Annotated in this window: 17 protein-coding genes; 2 read left to right on the forward strand and 15 right to left on the reverse strand. The window is 53.6% G+C overall.

All coding sequences use genetic code 11. The annotated features are described in order from the left end of the window. Window positions 1-1,428, reverse strand: coding sequence for a non-oxidative hydroxyarylic acid decarboxylases subunit C (locus JTI85_RS17510; protein WP_061068472.1), 1,428 nt, complete (start codon window positions 1,426-1,428; stop codon window positions 1-3). Further along, window positions 1,428-2,021: a non-oxidative hydroxyarylic acid decarboxylases subunit B gene (locus JTI85_RS17515; protein ID WP_115601567.1), complete on the reverse strand. Its 594-nt coding sequence runs from the start codon at window positions 2,019-2,021 to the stop codon at window positions 1,428-1,430. The genes JTI85_RS17510 and JTI85_RS17515 overlap by 1 nt, the downstream gene beginning before the upstream one ends. Before the next feature lie 159 nt (window positions 2,022-2,180). Between JTI85_RS17515 and JTI85_RS17520 the strand changes: the two genes are divergently transcribed. Further along, window positions 2,181-2,585, forward strand: a complete 405-nt coding sequence (locus tag JTI85_RS17520; protein ID WP_048213054.1) for a MarR family winged helix-turn-helix transcriptional regulator — start codon at window positions 2,181-2,183, stop codon at window positions 2,583-2,585. Between the two features lie 143 nt (window positions 2,586-2,728). Here the strand turns inward: JTI85_RS17520 and rpoS are convergent, their stop codons facing one another. The 12 genes from rpoS to cysD form a co-directional block, all read right to left on the reverse strand. Beyond that, window positions 2,729-3,721, reverse strand: coding sequence for an RNA polymerase sigma factor RpoS (gene rpoS / locus JTI85_RS17525; protein WP_000081498.1), 993 nt, complete (start codon window positions 3,719-3,721; stop codon window positions 2,729-2,731). 61 nt (window positions 3,722-3,782) lie between these two features. Next, window positions 3,783-4,865: a murein hydrolase activator NlpD gene (gene nlpD, locus JTI85_RS17530; RefSeq protein ID WP_306308092.1), complete on the reverse strand. Its 1,083-nt coding sequence runs from the start codon at window positions 4,863-4,865 to the stop codon at window positions 3,783-3,785. A gap of 186 nt (window positions 4,866-5,051) precedes the next feature. Beyond that, a complete protein-coding gene (locus tag JTI85_RS17535; RefSeq protein ID WP_219351815.1) occupies window positions 5,052-5,678 on the reverse strand; it encodes a protein-L-isoaspartate(D-aspartate) O-methyltransferase in 627 nt (208 codons plus the stop codon). Continuing rightward, window positions 5,672-6,433: a 5'/3'-nucleotidase SurE gene (surE, locus tag JTI85_RS17540; RefSeq protein WP_003825728.1), complete on the reverse strand. Its 762-nt coding sequence runs from the start codon at window positions 6,431-6,433 to the stop codon at window positions 5,672-5,674. The genes JTI85_RS17535 and surE overlap by 7 nt, the downstream gene beginning before the upstream one ends. Beyond that, entirely contained in the window at window positions 6,414-7,463 is a 1,050-nt protein-coding gene (truD, locus tag JTI85_RS17545) for a tRNA pseudouridine(13) synthase TruD (protein ID WP_101741642.1), read from the reverse strand. The genes surE and truD overlap by 20 nt, the downstream gene beginning before the upstream one ends. After that, complete coding sequence (gene ispF / locus JTI85_RS17550; protein ID WP_003034167.1) at window positions 7,460-7,939, reverse strand: 2-C-methyl-D-erythritol 2,4-cyclodiphosphate synthase; 480 nt, start codon at window positions 7,937-7,939, stop codon at window positions 7,460-7,462. The genes truD and ispF overlap by 4 nt, the downstream gene beginning before the upstream one ends. A gap of 66 nt (window positions 7,940-8,005) precedes the next feature. Beyond that, window positions 8,006-8,701 (reverse strand): 2-C-methyl-D-erythritol 4-phosphate cytidylyltransferase, encoded by a 696-nt coding sequence (gene ispD / locus JTI85_RS17555; RefSeq protein ID WP_048213058.1) that lies wholly within the window; start codon window positions 8,699-8,701, stop codon window positions 8,006-8,008. 18 nt (window positions 8,702-8,719) lie between these two features. Continuing rightward, entirely contained in the window at window positions 8,720-9,031 is a 312-nt protein-coding gene (gene ftsB / locus JTI85_RS17560) for a cell division protein FtsB (protein ID WP_003034163.1), read from the reverse strand. 215 nt (window positions 9,032-9,246) lie between these two features. Further along, window positions 9,247-9,570 (reverse strand): DUF3561 family protein, encoded by a 324-nt coding sequence (locus JTI85_RS17565; protein WP_048213060.1) that lies wholly within the window; start codon window positions 9,568-9,570, stop codon window positions 9,247-9,249. Between the two features lie 47 nt (window positions 9,571-9,617). Continuing rightward, window positions 9,618-10,223 (reverse strand): adenylyl-sulfate kinase, encoded by a 606-nt coding sequence (gene cysC, locus JTI85_RS17570; RefSeq protein ID WP_103848287.1) that lies wholly within the window; start codon window positions 10,221-10,223, stop codon window positions 9,618-9,620. Beyond that, window positions 10,223-11,650, reverse strand: a complete 1,428-nt coding sequence (gene cysN / locus JTI85_RS17575; protein ID WP_219351816.1) for a sulfate adenylyltransferase subunit CysN — start codon at window positions 11,648-11,650, stop codon at window positions 10,223-10,225. Before cysN ends, cysC begins: the two co-directional genes overlap by 1 nt. Window positions 11,651-11,659: 9 nt before the next feature. Then, a complete protein-coding gene (gene cysD / locus JTI85_RS17580; protein WP_048213063.1) occupies window positions 11,660-12,568 on the reverse strand; it encodes a sulfate adenylyltransferase subunit CysD in 909 nt (302 codons plus the stop codon). Between the two features lie 254 nt (window positions 12,569-12,822). Here cysD and JTI85_RS17585 point away from each other — a divergent pair, with 254 nt between their 5' ends. Further along, a complete protein-coding gene (locus JTI85_RS17585) occupies window positions 12,823-13,866 on the forward strand; it encodes an aminopeptidase (RefSeq protein WP_061068477.1) in 1,044 nt (347 codons plus the stop codon). 44 nt (window positions 13,867-13,910) lie between these two features. Here JTI85_RS17585 and cysH read toward each other — a convergent pair whose 3' ends face one another. Further along, complete coding sequence (gene cysH, locus JTI85_RS17590) at window positions 13,911-14,645, reverse strand: phosphoadenosine phosphosulfate reductase (RefSeq protein WP_199982512.1); 735 nt, start codon at window positions 14,643-14,645, stop codon at window positions 13,911-13,913. Between the last annotated feature and the right edge of the window lie 59 nt (window positions 14,646-14,704).

A 14,704-nucleotide genomic window follows, 5' to 3' on the forward strand; every position in this document is an offset into this window, starting at 1 on the left:
TTATTTACGGTTAGCCAGCATGGCGGTCAGCTTTTCAGCCCAGGCTTTCGTTTCCGGTAAATCACATACCGGCTGGCTGTAGTGCCCACGGTTATCCGGCGCGACCGGCGTGGTAGCATCAATAATTAACTTGTCGGTAATCCCCGCCGGACTGGAACCCGGATCAAGCTCCAGCACCGACATATTCGGCAATTGCACCAGATCCCCCGCCGGATTAACCTTCGACGACAGCGCCCACATCACCTGCGGTAAGTTGAACGGATCAACATCCTCATCAACCATAATCACCATTTTCACGTAACCCAGACCGTGCGGCGTGGTCATCGCCCGCAACCCTACCGCACGGGCAAAGCCGCCGTAACGTTTTTTGGTGGAGATAATCGCCAGCAAACCGTGGGTGTACATGGCGTTCACCGCCTGCACTTCCGGAAATTCTGCCTTCAACTGTTGATACAGCGGTACGCAGGTTGCTGGCCCCATCAGATAGTCGATTTCCGTCCACGGCATCCCGAGATACAGCGATTCAAAAATAGGTTTACTGCGATAAGAGACTTTATCAATGCGCACCACAGTCATGTTGCGCCCGCCAGAGTAGTGCCCGGTAAATTCACCAAATGGCCCTTCTATTTCACGCTTGCGGCTTTCAATGACCCCTTCGAGGATCACTTCTGAACCCCACGGTACGTCAAAACCGGTGAGCGGTGCGGTGGCGATCGGGTACGGGCTTTCTCGTAGCGCCCCCGCCATTTCGTATTCAGATTGATCGTACTTCAGCGGCGTTGCCCCCATCAGAGTGATGATCGGATCGTTGCCAAGGGTGATCGCAATCGGTAGATCCTCGCCGCGCTCTTCAGCCTTATGCAGGTGCAGCGCAATATCGTGCATCGGCACCGGTTGCAGGCCCAGTTTACGCTTGCCTTTTACTTCCATACGGTAAATACCGACGTTCTGCTTGCCGAAATTGTCGACATCCAGCGGATCGCGCGAAACCACGCAGGCTTTATCAAGGTAGAAACCACCGTCGCCATCGTTCAGACGAAACAGCGGCAGAATATCAAACAGGTTGATATCGTCACCGTCGACGCTGTTTTCCGCCCACGCCGGGTTGGCACGACGCTCCGGCGTAACCGGAAATTTATCCCAGCGGCGAATGAATTCATCGATCTGTTTTTTCACCGGCGTATTCGGTGGTAAACCCAACGAGATTGCATGGTTCTGCCAGGAGCCGATAGTGTTCATTGCCACACGGGCATCGGTAAATCCACGAATGTTGTCAAACCACAGCGCAGGCGCCCCGTCGCCAATACGTCCGGTGGCATTGGCAGCCGCTGCTAAATCCGGTTCGGCGTTCACTTCTTCACTGATTTTCAGCAATTGTCCCTGGTCGTCCAGCGCCTGCAAAAAGCTACGCAAATCATCAAATGCCATTACTCATTCTCCTGTAAAAAATTCTGCGCCTGCCGTAACCCCTGCCAGCGACGGGCGTTTGGGTGTTCCAGACCAAACTGATCGAGAACGCGAGCGACAATGTGCTGCGTAATGTCATCGACCGTTTGCGGATGGTTGTAAAACGCGGGCATCGGCGGAACCATTGCGACGCCCATACGGGAAAGTGCGAGCATATTTTCCAGATGAATGGTGCTCAGCGGCATTTCACGCGGAACCAGCACCAGCTTGCGCCCTTCTTTCAGCACCACATCAGCGGCGCGCCCCACCAGGCCTTCCGCGTAGCCTGCGCGAATACCGGCCAGGGTTTTCATGCTGCAGGGGATAATGATCATGCCGTCAGTGCGAAACGAGCCAGAGGAAATACTCGCTGCCTGGTCCGCCGGATGGTGGCAGTAGTTCGCCAGCGCAGACACATCGTTAACGCTGTACGGCGTTTCGAGCTCAATCGTCGTTTTAGCCCACTTCGATAACACCAGATGCGTTTCCACTTCCGGCATTTGCCGCAGCGCTTGTAGTAGCGCCACACCAAGCGGCGCTCCCGTTGCCCCGGTCATTCCTACGATGAGTCTCATTCAACCTCTCAACATTGTTCGTGTACGAACATTTTGCATAACATACTCCCACAACCGACTCCGGGCAAGGACACCTGGCACAGATAGCTAAAGTCGCGCTTATTAAAAAATCACGCGTTACCCGCTATGATAGAGACCGATCGTTTGCCCGGAGTTCCCATGGAGTTACGAAATACCGCGTTTCACTTACTACGTCAGCTTTTTCAAAAGCATACGGCTCGCTGGCAGCATGCATTACCGGAACTGACCAAACCTCAGTACGCAGTGATGCGGGCCATCGCTGAACAGCCCGGCATTGAGCAGGTTACCCTGACCGAGGCTGCAGTCTGTACCAAGGCGACGCTTGCGGAAATGCTGAGCCGGATGGAAAAACGCAATCTGGTCAGGCGTGAGCACGACCCGGCGGATAAGCGTCGACGGTTTGTTTATTTGACCGCGCAAGGAGAAGCGTTACTGGCCAGCGCAACCCCATTGGGAGATAGCGTGGATGATGAGTTTCTGGGCCGACTTAGCGGGGAAGAGCGCGAACAGTTTACGCAGTTGGTGCGTAAGATGATGAACTGATTTACCGGATGGCGACGTAAACGTCTTATCCGGCCCACAAAGCCCTGCTCTCCGTAGAGCCTGATAAACGCTGTGCCATCAGGCAACAAACAAAGAAAAAGGCCAGCCTCACCGAGACTGGCCTTTCTTGATAGAACTTGTGCTTACTCGCGGAACAGCGCTTCGATATTCAGCCCCTGTGTCTGCAGGATTTCACGCAGACGACGCAGGCCTTCAACCTGAATCTGACGAACACGTTCACGGGTCAGGCCAATTTCACGGCCCACATCTTCCAGTGTCGCAGCTTCGTACCCCAGCAAACCAAAACGACGTGCCAGCACCTCACGCTGTTTGGCGTTCAGTTCGAACAGCCATTTGACGATGCTCTGTTTCATATCATCGTCTTGCGTGGTGTCTTCCGGACCGTTTTCCTTTTCGTCGGCCAGAATATCCAGCAACGCTTTTTCGGAATCGCCACCCAGCGGGGTGTCTACCGAAGTAATGCGCTCGTTGAGTCGGAGCATACGGCTGACGTCATCAACCGGTTTATCCAGTTGTTCCGCAATCTCTTCTGCGCTCGGTTCATGGTCCAGTTTATGCGACAACTCACGCGCGGTACGCAGATAGACATTCAGCTCTTTTACAATGTGAATCGGCAGTCGGATCGTACGGGTTTGATTCATAATCGCCCGTTCGATCGTCTGGCGGATCCACCAGGTTGCGTATGTTGAGAAGCGGAACCCGCGCTCAGGGTCAAACTTCTCGACGGCACGGATAAGCCCCAGATTGCCCTCTTCAATCAGGTCCAGCAATGCCAGACCACGATTGCCATAACGACGAGCAATTTTCACCACCAGACGCAGGTTACTTTCAATCATGCGGCGGCGAGAAGCGACATCTCCACGCAGTGCGCGACGCGCAAAATAAACTTCTTCTTCGGCTGTTAACAGTGGCGAATAACCAATCTCACCAAGGTAAAGCTGAGTCGCGTCCAACACACGCTGTGTGGCCCCCTGCGATAACAGCTCTTCTTCAGCCAGGTCGTTATCACTGGGTTCCTCTTCACTCAAGGCTTTCTCATCAAAAGCCTCTACTCCGTTCTCATCAAATTCCGCATCTTCATTTAAATCATGAACTTTCAGCGTATTCTGACTCATAAGGTGGCTCCTACCCGTGATCCCTAACGGAACTAGCACGTGAAAGCCTGGTTCCGCCGAATTATCGCTGCGGTAAATAGCGCAGCGGGTTTACGGATTTCCCCTTGTAACGAATTTCAAAATGCAAGCGTGTAGAACTGGTTCCGGTGCTACCCATGGTAGCTATCTTCTGCCCCGCCTTGATTTCTTGTTGTTCCCGGACCAGCATTGTATCGTTATGGGCGTAGGCACTCAGGTAATCATCGTTGTGTTTGATGATAATAAGATTACCGTAACCACGCAGCGCATTACCGGCATATACGACGCGTCCATCTGCGGTCGCGACAATAGCCTGTCCTTTGCTGCCTGCAATGTCGATCCCTTTATTGCCACCTTCGGTAGCTGCGAAGTTTTCGATCACTTTGCCGTCAGTCGGCCAGCGCCAGGTAGAAATCGGCGAACTGGTAGAAGTTGAGCTTGCAGTCGATTCGGTTGCACTAACTGCCGGAGCCGTTACAGGCGCTGTGACGACGGTCCCAGCAGGCTTGTTGTTCGGCAACATTTTGTTAGCACTTTGTTCACCTGAATCCTCAGAATACGTAATTGTTGGTTTCGAAGCAACAGCAACGGTGGAATTTTGTGCAGGGTTGGTCACAACTCCTTGCTGTGCTGCATCCGCCTGGGTGATGGCATTACCACCGGTAATCGGTGCACCCGACGCGTTGCCCACTTGCAGAGTTTGTCCGACATTCAGGCCATACGGGGCCGGAACGTTATTGCGTTGTGCGAGGTCACGGAAATCGTTCCCGGTAATCCAGGCAATATAGAAAAGCGTGTCGCCTTTCTTAACAGTATAGGTACTGCCACCCGTATAGCTACCTTTCGGAATATTCCCATACTGACGATTGTACACAATCCGCCCGTTTTCCATCTGGACAGGCTGTTCTGCAACCGGCTGAACCTGCGTTGGCTGAGTCGCCGGGCGTTGCACCGGTTGAATCTGTGGCGTTTGTTGTACTGTCGCCGTTGATCCCATTTTTGGTGGAGGCGTGATCAGCATGCCGGAGCTGGTGTTCGATGATGCATTGCCGCCAACAGAGCTGACCGGCGCTGGTGGATTCGAGGTGTTTGAACAACCTGCCAGCCATAACGAAACCAGTGACAATGCCGCCATGCGGCGAACGGTAAATTTGTGGCTTCCCGCGCTCATTTATCCCCCAGGAAAATTTGGTTAATACCCAGTGACGTAATCACCGTGCAAGGCATCGGACTGGACACTGGAAAACGTGACCACGATACGCTTACTAATTCCAGAATATCCAGGAAAACTCCAGGTATTCAGCAGCGTTAGCTACGCCAGCTCCCCTTTGACTAAGGGAACAAAGCGTACGGCCTCCACGGTGTCGATAATAAATTCGCCTCCCCGACGACGCACCCGTTTCAAAAACTGGTGCTCATCGCCCACGGGCAAGACGAGAATGCCGCCTTCATCCAACTGCATCATCAATGCCGTTGGGATCTCAGGCGGTGCTGCCGTCACAATGATAGCGTCAAACGGCGCTCGCGCCTGCCAGCCTTGCCATCCATCACCATGACGGGTCGAAACATTATGTAAATCAAGCTGTTTCAGGCGACGACGCGCCTGCCATTGCAAACCTTTAATGCGCTCAACAGAGCACACGTGCTGCACCAGATGAGCCAGGATCGCCGTCTGGTAGCCAGAGCCGGTACCAATTTCCAGCACCCGAGACTGCGGCGTTAGCTCCAGCAGCTCGGTCATGCGAGCCACCATATAGGGCTGTGAGATGGTCTGCCCCTGGCCAATCGGCAGGGCGATATTATCCCAGGCCTTATGTTCAAACGCCTCATCAACGAACTTTTCACGCGGCACGGCGGCGAGCGCATCCAGGACATGCTCATCTCTGATGCCCTGCGCACGTAATTGTTCAAGAAGAGTGTGTATGCGTCTGCTTACCATTGCGTGTCGGCTCCCACGCTGTCTAACCAGTCAGAAACCACCTCATGCGCGCCATATGCGGTTAAATCGACATGCAGCGGCGTGATGGAAACATAACCTTCATCAACGGCAGCAAAATCCGTATCCGGACCGGCATCGCATTTTTCGCCCGGTGGTCCGATCCAGTACAGCGTATTGCCGCGGGGGTCCTGCTGTGGAATCACCTGATCCGCCGGATGGCGGCTGCCGCAGCGGGTAACGCGAATACCTTTGATCTGATCCAGGGGTAAATCCGGCACGTTGATATTCAGAATGCGACCGGTGCGCAGCGGTTCGCGGCTTAACGCGCGTAAAATCCGGCAGGTTACTGCGGCAGCAGTATCGTAGTGTTTATGCCCATCGAGTGAGACCGCCAGCGCAGGGAACCCCAGATGACGACCTTCCATCGCCGCCGCCACGGTACCGGAATAGATAACATCATCACCCAGATTAGGACCCGCGTTAATACCAGAAACGACAATGTCCGGACGCGGACGCATTAATGCGTTCACGCCCAGATAGACGCAGTCGGTGGGTGTCCCCATTTGTACAGCGATATCGCCATTATCATAGGTAAACGTGCGAAGTGAAGACTCCAGCGTCAGCGAGTTAGACGCGCCACTGCGGTTACGATCCGGGGCAACCACCTGTACGTCAGCAAACTCACGCAGCGCTTTCGCCAGCGTTTGTATACCGGGCGCGTGGACCCCATCATCGTTACTCAGCAATATACGCATAATCACCCATTGTGTTAATAAGTTCCCTTACAACACTGGTGGCGAAGCTACCTGCCGGTAGCCAGAAGCGCAACTCAACGGTTACGTCATCCCACCAGTTCCAGCTTAATTGTTGTGGATACAGCAACATAGCGCGACGCGACGCGTCGACTTTCTCGCGCAATAACAGAGACTGCAGCGCGGTTTCGTCAGCAATAGCGGCTTCTTCAAACGCCAGCGCATCGCGTTGAGTTCCCCACTCACCGCTGCCCGGCAATGCCGCTGTTATCATCAATTCTTTCTCATCGACGCGACGCTGTAATTCAGTTTGTTCTTCCTGTGTGGCGACAAACCAGCTTCCGCGTCCCGACAATTGTAGCGCATCGCCGTCAACAACTTGATTAAAGTCTGTTTTTTTCAGGCGTTCACTGACTATCTGATTAAACAACGCGCTACGGGCCGCCGACAACCAAAAACTGCGTTTATTGCGATCGCGCACCGGCGCATCGCTTTGCGCCCAGCGCAACGCCCCTTGCAGGTTGCTGCCGCCGATACCAAAACGCTGAGCGCCGAAATAGTTCGGTACGCCGCGCTCGCTAATCGCCTGTAAACGCGCTTCAACATCATCACGCTCGCTCACTTCACGCAACACCAGCGTAAACGCGTTGCCTTTCAGCGCCCCTAAACGCAGCTTACGCTTGTGGCGCGCGTACTCCAGCACTTTACAGCCTTCAAGCTCAAATTTGCTTAAATCAGGCATCGCATTGCCCGGCACACGCGCACACAGCCACTGTTCCGTGACCGCATGCTTGTCTTTCTGGCCAGCAAAGCTCACTTCGCGGGCATGAATTTTCAGGAATTTCGCCAGCGCGTCAGCCACAAAACGGGTGTTACAACCGTTTTTCAGGATACGCACCAAAATGTGCTCGCCTTCGCCATCGGGTTCGAAGCCTAAATCTTCGACGACGACAAAGTCTTCCGGATTCGCTTTCAGAACGCCATGGCCTTGTGGTTTGCCATGGAGATACGTCAGATCTTCAAACGCAGTCATTTCGTTGCCTTAATGAGTAACGCCACCGCTTCACAGGCAATCCCTTCCCCACGCCCGGTAAAACCGAGTTTTTCCGTGGTGGTCGCTTTCACGTTAACATCATCCATATGGCAGCCGAGATCCTCGGCAATAAACACCCGCATTTGCGGAATGTGCGGCAGCATCTTAGGCGCCTGTGCAATAATCGTCACATCTACATTACCAAGCGTATAGCCTTTGGCCTGAATACGCCGCCAGGCTTCACGCAATAATTCACGACTATCTGCACCTTTAAAGGCCGGGTCGGTGTCCGGGAATAGCTTACCGATATCCCCCAGCGCAGCCGCGCCCAGCAGAGCATCGGTTAACGCGTGTAACGCCACGTCGCCATCAGAATGCGCCAGCAATCCTTTTTCATACGGGATGCGCACACCACCAATGATAATTGGGCCAACTCCTCCAAAAGCGTGTACGTCGAAACCGTGTCCAATTCGCATTATGCCTTCTCCTGATATACACAACATCCTGCAGGCTGCCTCGTTGCAGCGTGAAGGATGAGGTGTCTAGATAGTTCGGGTCAGATAAAATTCCGCCAGCGCCAGATCTTCCGGGCGAGTGACTTTAATGTTGTCAGCGCGTCCTTCGACCAGCAGCGGATGAAAGCCGCAATATTCCAGTGCCGAGGCTTCGTCCGTAATGGTTGCGCCTTCGTTGAGCGCTCGCGTCAGGCAGTCGTGCAACAGCTCGCGTGGGAAAAACTGCGGCGTCAACGCGTGCCATAAATCGGTGCGTTCGACCGTATGAGCAATCTCGGTCTTACCAGGCTCGGCACGTTTCATTGTGTCGCGTACGGGAGCCGCCAGGATACCGCCGATACGGCTGGCTTCACTTATTGCCAGTAAGCGGGCTAAATCATCCTGATGCAGGCACGGACGTGCGGCATCATGCACCAGTACCCACTGAGCCTCCCCTGCTGCTTGCAAACCGGCAAGGACAGAATCAGCACGCTCGTTGCCGCCATCCACTACGGTAATTTGCGGGTGCGCAGCAAGTGGAAGTTGGGCAAAGCGACTGTCGCCTGGGCTGATAGCGATGACGACTCGCGTCACCCGGGGATGAGCCAGCAGCGCATCCACCGAGTGTTCAAGAATGGTTTTATTGCCAATAGAGAGATACTGCTTAGGACACTCTGTTTGCATTCGGCGGCCAAACCCGGCAGCCGGCACCACGGCGCAAACGTCCAATAAAGTGGCTGCCATGTTAAATCCCTGGACGGTTTATCGATTGTTTTGCCCTGCAGTCTGAGCGCGTTTAGACGCGTCAGGCACCAGACGATAAAAGGTTTCGCCCGGCTTAGTCATACTGAGTTCGTTGCGCGCACGCTCCTCAATAGCCTCTTGTCCGCCATTGAGATCGTCAATTTCAGCAAAGAGCTGATCGTTACGCGCTTTAAGTTTCGCGTTTGTAGCTTGCTGCGCAGCAACATCATCGTTGACGCGACTATAGTCATGTATGCCGTTCTTACCGAACCACAGCGAATACTGCAGCCAGACTAATAAAGCCAGCAACAACAGCGTTAGTTTACCCATCCTGCCCCCTGAAAAACGGCATTTACATCCCATAACTTCCGCAGACAACTTTACATCAACGGTCGGGAATGCCGCGACAACGCGGGCAAATGTACCACATTTGCCCGTTGTTACGTATACCCCGTGTAAGGAGAACATAATCTCATTGTTGGTTACGGTTTGAATTAGAGCTGCCGTTATGCGGCACCACTCACCATGAAAAAAGGGAAGTGAACCTAGCCCAGCAGCCACAGGAACAATGCGCCAAACATCGACCCGACCACCAGCAGGGTAAACGTAACGCTTAGCAGCAGCCGTCCCTGCATAAGCGAATGCAGGGCAATACCCGCCACAATGGCGACGGGCAGCAACGCGAGGAAAAAGGGCCAGGTATAAATGAAAAAAAACAGTGTATTAGGGCCATACATCAGACACGGGAATCCCAGCGCCAACAACCACGCAATAAAACCGACCACGGCCCCCGGTAGTGACCAGGTGGTTTCGTCGTCGGCGGCGAAGGTATCTGACTCTGTAATAGTAATGTTATGGCTGTTACGCATATCTAATCCTGTGACCGTGACTGACCGGGCATGTGAGCTCGGGTGTCTCAGGATCTGATAATATCTTCCTGCCTCAGCAGGTCTAATAATTGGGGTACCAAATTTGTTACCAATTGTTCACCATCAAGATGAATTTCTGGCGATTCAGGCGCTTCGTATACCGAATCAATGCCAGTAAAATTGCGCAACTCACCCGCCCGCGCTTTTTTATACAGCCCTTTTGGATCGCGTGCTTCACACGTTGCTAATGGCGTATCGACAAAAACTTCAATAAAACGCCCTTCGCCAACCCGCTCACGAACCATTTTGCGCTCAGCGCGATGCGGTGAGATAAAGGCGGTCAACACCACAAGCCCCGCATCCACCATCAGGTTAGCCACTTCACCAACCCGGCGAATATTCTCCTTACGATCGGCATCACTAAATCCAAGATCGCTGCACAGACCGTGACGCACGTTATCGCCATCCAAGAGATAAGTGCTAACCCCCAGCTTGTGCAACGCTTCTTCCAGCGCTCCCGCCACCGTGGATTTACCCGAACCAGAGAGTCCGGTGAACCACAGCACAACACCACGATGCCCGTGGTGTTGCTCCCGCTGTTGCGGCGTAACAGGATGGGCATGCCAGACGACGTTTTCGTCATGCAGCGCCATTATTTTCCTCCCAGCAGATCGCGCGCACCCCAGTGTGGGAAATGGCGACGCACCAGCGCATTAAGCTCCAGCTCAAACGCGCTGAACTGGGATGTCGTGGCCTGCTCCTGGACGATCGGCTTGCGTACCAGTCCAGCCCCGACGGTAACATTAGTCAGACGGTCAATGATAATCAGGCCGCCCGTGACCGGATTATGCTGATAGGTATCCAGCACCAGCGGTTCATCAAAGGTCAGATTAACCAGGCCGATGCCGTTTAGCGGCAGCGCTTCAACGTCACGTTGGGTAAGGTTATTAATATCGACCTGATAGTCCACGCTATCAACACGCGCACGCGTCTTCTTGCCCGCCACTTTGATGTCATAGCTCTGCCCTGGCGACAACGGTTGTTCCGCCATCCACACCACATCAACGGCAGCGCTTTGTACCGCCGGCAACGCTTCACCGGCATCAAGTAACAGGTCGCCACGGCTGATATCGATCTCATCTTTCAGCACCAGGGTAATGGCTTCACCTGCATGCGCTTCCTGCAAGTCGCCATCGAAGGTCACGATCCGCGCTACGCTGGACTCAACGCCGGACGGTAGCACTTTGACGCGCTGTCCCACCTTCACACTACCGGAGGCCAGCGTTCCGGCATAACCACGAAAATCAAGATTTGGGCGGTTCACATACTGCACCGGGAATCGCATCGGCTGAGTATCGACAACGCGCTGGATTTCAACAGTTTCAAGCACTTCCAGCAACGTCGGGCCGCTGTACCACGGCATGCTGAAACTTTGCGACGCCACGTTGTCACCTTCCAGTGCTGAAAGCGGTACAAAACGGATATCCAGGTTGCCCGGCAACTGCTCTGCAAAGGTCAGATAATCTTCACGAATCCGGTTAAATGTCTCTTCGCTAAAATCCACCAGATCCATTTTGTTGATCGCAACGATCAGATGTTTTATTCCCAACAGCGTGGAGATAAAGCTGTGACGACGCGTCTGATCCAGCACGCCTTTACGTGCATCGATCAGCAGGATCGCCAGATCGCAAGTCGACGCACCGGTTGCCATATTGCGGGTGTACTGCTCATGGCCGGGGGTATCCGCAATGATAAATTTACGCTTCTCGGTAGAGAAATAACGGTAAGCCACGTCGATGGTGATGCCCTGCTCGCGCTCGGCCTGCAAGCCATCAACCAACAGCGCCAGATCGAGCTTTTCACCCTGGGTGCCGTGACGTTTGCTGTCGTTGTGCAGCGATGAAAGCTGATCTTCATAAATCTGACGCGTGTCGTGCAGCAGGCGACCAATCAGGGTACTTTTCCCGTCATCCACGCTACCGCAGGTTAAAAAGCGCAGCAGACTTTTGTGTTGCTGGGCAACCATCCAGGCTTCAACGCCGCCTTCATTAGCAATTTGTTGTGCAAGTGTCGTATTCATGGCGGCTCCTTAGAAATACCCCTGACGTTTCTTCAGCTCCATGGAGCCCGCCTGGTCGCGGTCAATCACGCGCCCCTGACGTTCACTGGTAGTTGAGACCAGCATCTCTTCGATAATTTCCGGCAGCGTCTGCGCGGCCGACTCCACCGCGCCAGTGAGCGGCCAGCAGCCGAGCGTGCGGAAACGCACCATGCGTTTTTTAATCACTTCACCGGGTTGCAGATCGATTCTGTCGTCATCAATCATCATCAACATGCCATCGCGCTCAAGCACCGGACGCTCTGCAGCAAGGTACAGCGGAACAATGTCGATGTTCTCCAGCCAGATGTACTGCCAGATATCCTGTTCCGTCCAGTTAGAGAGCGGGAATACGCGAATGCTTTCGCCTTTGTTAATCTGGCCGTTGTAGTTATGCCACAGCTCCGGACGCTGGTTTTTTGGGTCCCAGCGATGAAAACGATCGCGGAAGGAATAGATGCGCTCTTTCGCGCGCGATTTCTCTTCATCACGGCGTGCGCCACCGAATGCTGCGTCAAAACCGTATTTGTTCAGCGCCTGCTTCAACCCCTCGGTTTTCATAATGTCGGTATGCTTGGCGCTACCATGGACAAACGGGTTGATGCCCATCGCCACCCCTTCCGGGTTTTTATGCACCAGAAGTTCGCAGCCGTAGGCTTTTGCCGTACGGTCGCGAAATTCGTACATCTCGCTGAATTTCCAGCCGGTATCAACGTGTAGCAGAGGAAACGGCAGTGAACCAGGATAAAACGCTTTGCGCGCCAGATGCAGCATTACGCTGGAATCCTTGCCGATGGAATACATCATCACCGGATTCGAAAACTCGGCGGCCACCTCACGAATGATATGGATGCTCTCCGCTTCCAGTTGCCGCAGGTGGGTAAGTCGTTTTTGATCCATAACCGTTCCTATGTATTGCCGTTATTTTGCTAACGAAGTTCAGATAACCTGACTATAGGGAGGGCAAGAGAGCGAATGAAATTACGAATTGGAATGAGTAGTTCCTCAAAGGAATAACGATTTGGAAAAGCAAAGTTCAAAAAGTGCTTAAGCCGCCGGATTTCGGGCATTTAGGAGCAAATGAAATTGTTTTACCTCGATCACAGTTTCATACTAGCGACTGAAAATTTCTGCTTGGTATTTAAGGACTCATTATGTTTTCCGCAACGCGCCACCTTATTGCTGCCATGGCGCTCGGCGCGTGTTTTATCCTTCCTGCACAGGCAACATCCTCCAGACCTGGAGATATCGCAAATACTCAGGCCCGATATATCGCAACATTCTTCCCTGGCCGCGTGACGGGCTCTCCGGCAGAAATGCTATCTGCTGATTATTTACGTCAGCAATTTCAGCAGATGGGCTATCGCAGTGATATTCGAACGTTTAATAGCCGTTATGTTTATACCGCCAAAGACAACCGTAAGAACTGGCATAACGTTACGGGCAGCACCGTCATTGCAGCGCATGAAGGCAAAGCGCCGCAGCAGATTATTATCATGGCGCACCTCGACACTTACGCCGCGCTGAGCGATGCCGATTCCGATGCTAATCTGGGCGGGTTAACCTTACAGGGCATCGACGATAACGCCGCAGGTTTGGGTGTCATGCTGGAATTGGCTGAAAAACTTAAAAATGTGCCGACACAGTACGGCATTCGGTTTATCGCCACCAGCGGCGAGGAAGAAGGCAAACTCGGCGCAGAAAATATCCTCAAGCGCATGAGTGCGGCTGAGAAGAAAAATACGCTGCTGGTTATCAACCTCGATAACCTGATCGTCGGGGATAAGCTCTACTTCAATAGTGGGAAAAGAACCCCGGAAGCCGTACGAAAACTGACGCGCGACCGGGCGCTGGCAATTGCACACAGCCGCGGTATCGTCGCCAGTACCAACCCGGGCCTGAACAAAGACTATCCGAAAGGAACCGGATGTTGTAACGATGCCGAGGTCTTCGACAAAGCGGGAATCGCCGTGCTCTCGGTAGAAGCAACCAACTGGAACCTGGGTAAAAAAGACGGCTATCAGCAACGCGCTAAAACCGCCTCTTTCCCCGCAGGTAACAGCTGGCACGACGTGCGTCTGGACAACCAGCAGCATATTGATAAAGCGCTTCCAGGCCGGATTGAACATCGCAGCCGCGACGTCGTACGCATCATGCTGCCGCTGGTAAAAGAACTGGCGAAAGCAGGTAAATCCTGAAGAAGAAGCCCGGTAAAATGTAAACGTTACCGGGCTTTTAGCCGTTACCCTTCGTGCAGCCCGCACTCTCTTTTCAGCCCAAAGAACCGCGTCTCTTCTTCCGCCATCCCCGGCTCCCATTTGCGGGTGGTATGGGTATCGCCGACTGACAGATAGCCTTGATCCCACAGTGGATGATACTTCAGACCGTGTTTTTGCAGATACTGGTATACCGTACGGTTGTCCCAGTCGATAATCGGCAGCACTTTAAATACGCCACGCTGAATAGCCAATACCGGTAAATGTGCACGGCTACCGGACTGTTCGCGGCGCAGACCGGCAAACCAGGTTTGCGCGTTGAGTTCTTTCAGCGCCCGGTTCATCGGCTCAACCTTGTTGATGTCATTGTATTTCTCAATGCCTTCGACGCCCTGCTCCCACAGCTTACCGTAGCGTGCTTCCTGCCAGGCCGCGCTCTCTTTCGCGCGATAAACCTGCAGATTCAGCTTGAGTTTGTCCGTTAACTCATCAATAAACTGGTAGGTTTCCGGGAACAGGTAGCCGGTATCGGTCAGGATCACCGGGATATCCGGGCGGCTCTGGTTTACCAGATGCAGGCTGACCGCCGCCTGAATACCGAAGCTTGATGACAGAACATATTCGCCGGGCAGGTTTTCCAGTGCCCACGCCACACGATCCTCGGCACTCAGTTTTTCCAGTTCGGCGTTGGTTTCTGCCAGTGCTAATACGCGTTCGACTTTCGGCAGTTCATTCAGCGTGTTTAGATCGAGTTGGGACATAAGTTCCTCACTGTGTGCCTTGCCTGATGGCGCTTCGCTTATCAGGCCTACCGTCTGCG

This window comes from Citrobacter sp. Colony219 (genome assembly GCF_019382635.1).
In the GTDB taxonomy this organism is placed as follows: Bacteria; Pseudomonadota; Gammaproteobacteria; order Enterobacterales; family Enterobacteriaceae; genus Citrobacter; species Citrobacter youngae.

Coding starts and splice junctions, on each gene's coding strand:
- cysC (WP_103848287.1), bottom strand. CDS start 10,223: ATGGCGCTGCATGACGAAAACGTCGTCTGGCATGCCCATCCTGTTACG.
- surE (WP_003825728.1), bottom strand. CDS start 6,433: ATGCGTATATTGCTGAGTAACGATGATGGGGTCCACGCGCCCGGTATA.
- JTI85_RS17565 (WP_048213060.1), bottom strand. CDS start 9,570: ATGCGTAACAGCCATAACATTACTATTACAGAGTCAGATACCTTCGCC.
- JTI85_RS17535 (WP_219351815.1), bottom strand. CDS start 5,678: ATGGTAAGCAGACGCATACACACTCTTCTTGAACAATTACGTGCGCAG.
- ispF (WP_003034167.1), bottom strand. CDS start 7,939: ATGCGAATTGGACACGGTTTCGACGTACACGCTTTTGGAGGAGTTGGC.
- JTI85_RS17510 (WP_061068472.1), bottom strand. CDS start 1,428: ATGGCATTTGATGATTTGCGTAGCTTTTTGCAGGCGCTGGACGACCAG.
- JTI85_RS17585 (WP_061068477.1), top strand. CDS start 12,823: ATGTTTTCCGCAACGCGCCACCTTATTGCTGCCATGGCGCTCGGCGCG.
- cysD (WP_048213063.1), bottom strand. CDS start 12,568: ATGGATCAAAAACGACTTACCCACCTGCGGCAACTGGAAGCGGAGAGC.
- truD (WP_101741642.1), bottom strand. CDS start 7,463: ATGACTGCGTTTGAAGATCTGACGTATCTCCATGGCAAACCACAAGGC.
- cysN (WP_219351816.1), bottom strand. CDS start 11,650: ATGAATACGACACTTGCACAACAAATTGCTAATGAAGGCGGCGTTGAA.
- ispD (WP_048213058.1), bottom strand. CDS start 8,701: ATGGCAGCCACTTTATTGGACGTTTGCGCCGTGGTGCCGGCTGCCGGG.
- JTI85_RS17520 (WP_048213054.1), top strand. CDS start 2,181: ATGGAGTTACGAAATACCGCGTTTCACTTACTACGTCAGCTTTTTCAA.
- rpoS (WP_000081498.1), bottom strand. CDS start 3,721: ATGAGTCAGAATACGCTGAAAGTTCATGATTTAAATGAAGATGCGGAA.
- cysH (WP_199982512.1), bottom strand. CDS start 14,645: ATGTCCCAACTCGATCTAAACACGCTGAATGAACTGCCGAAAGTCGAA.
- ftsB (WP_003034163.1), bottom strand. CDS start 9,031: ATGGGTAAACTAACGCTGTTGTTGCTGGCTTTATTAGTCTGGCTGCAG.
- JTI85_RS17515 (WP_115601567.1), bottom strand. CDS start 2,021: ATGAGACTCATCGTAGGAATGACCGGGGCAACGGGAGCGCCGCTTGGT.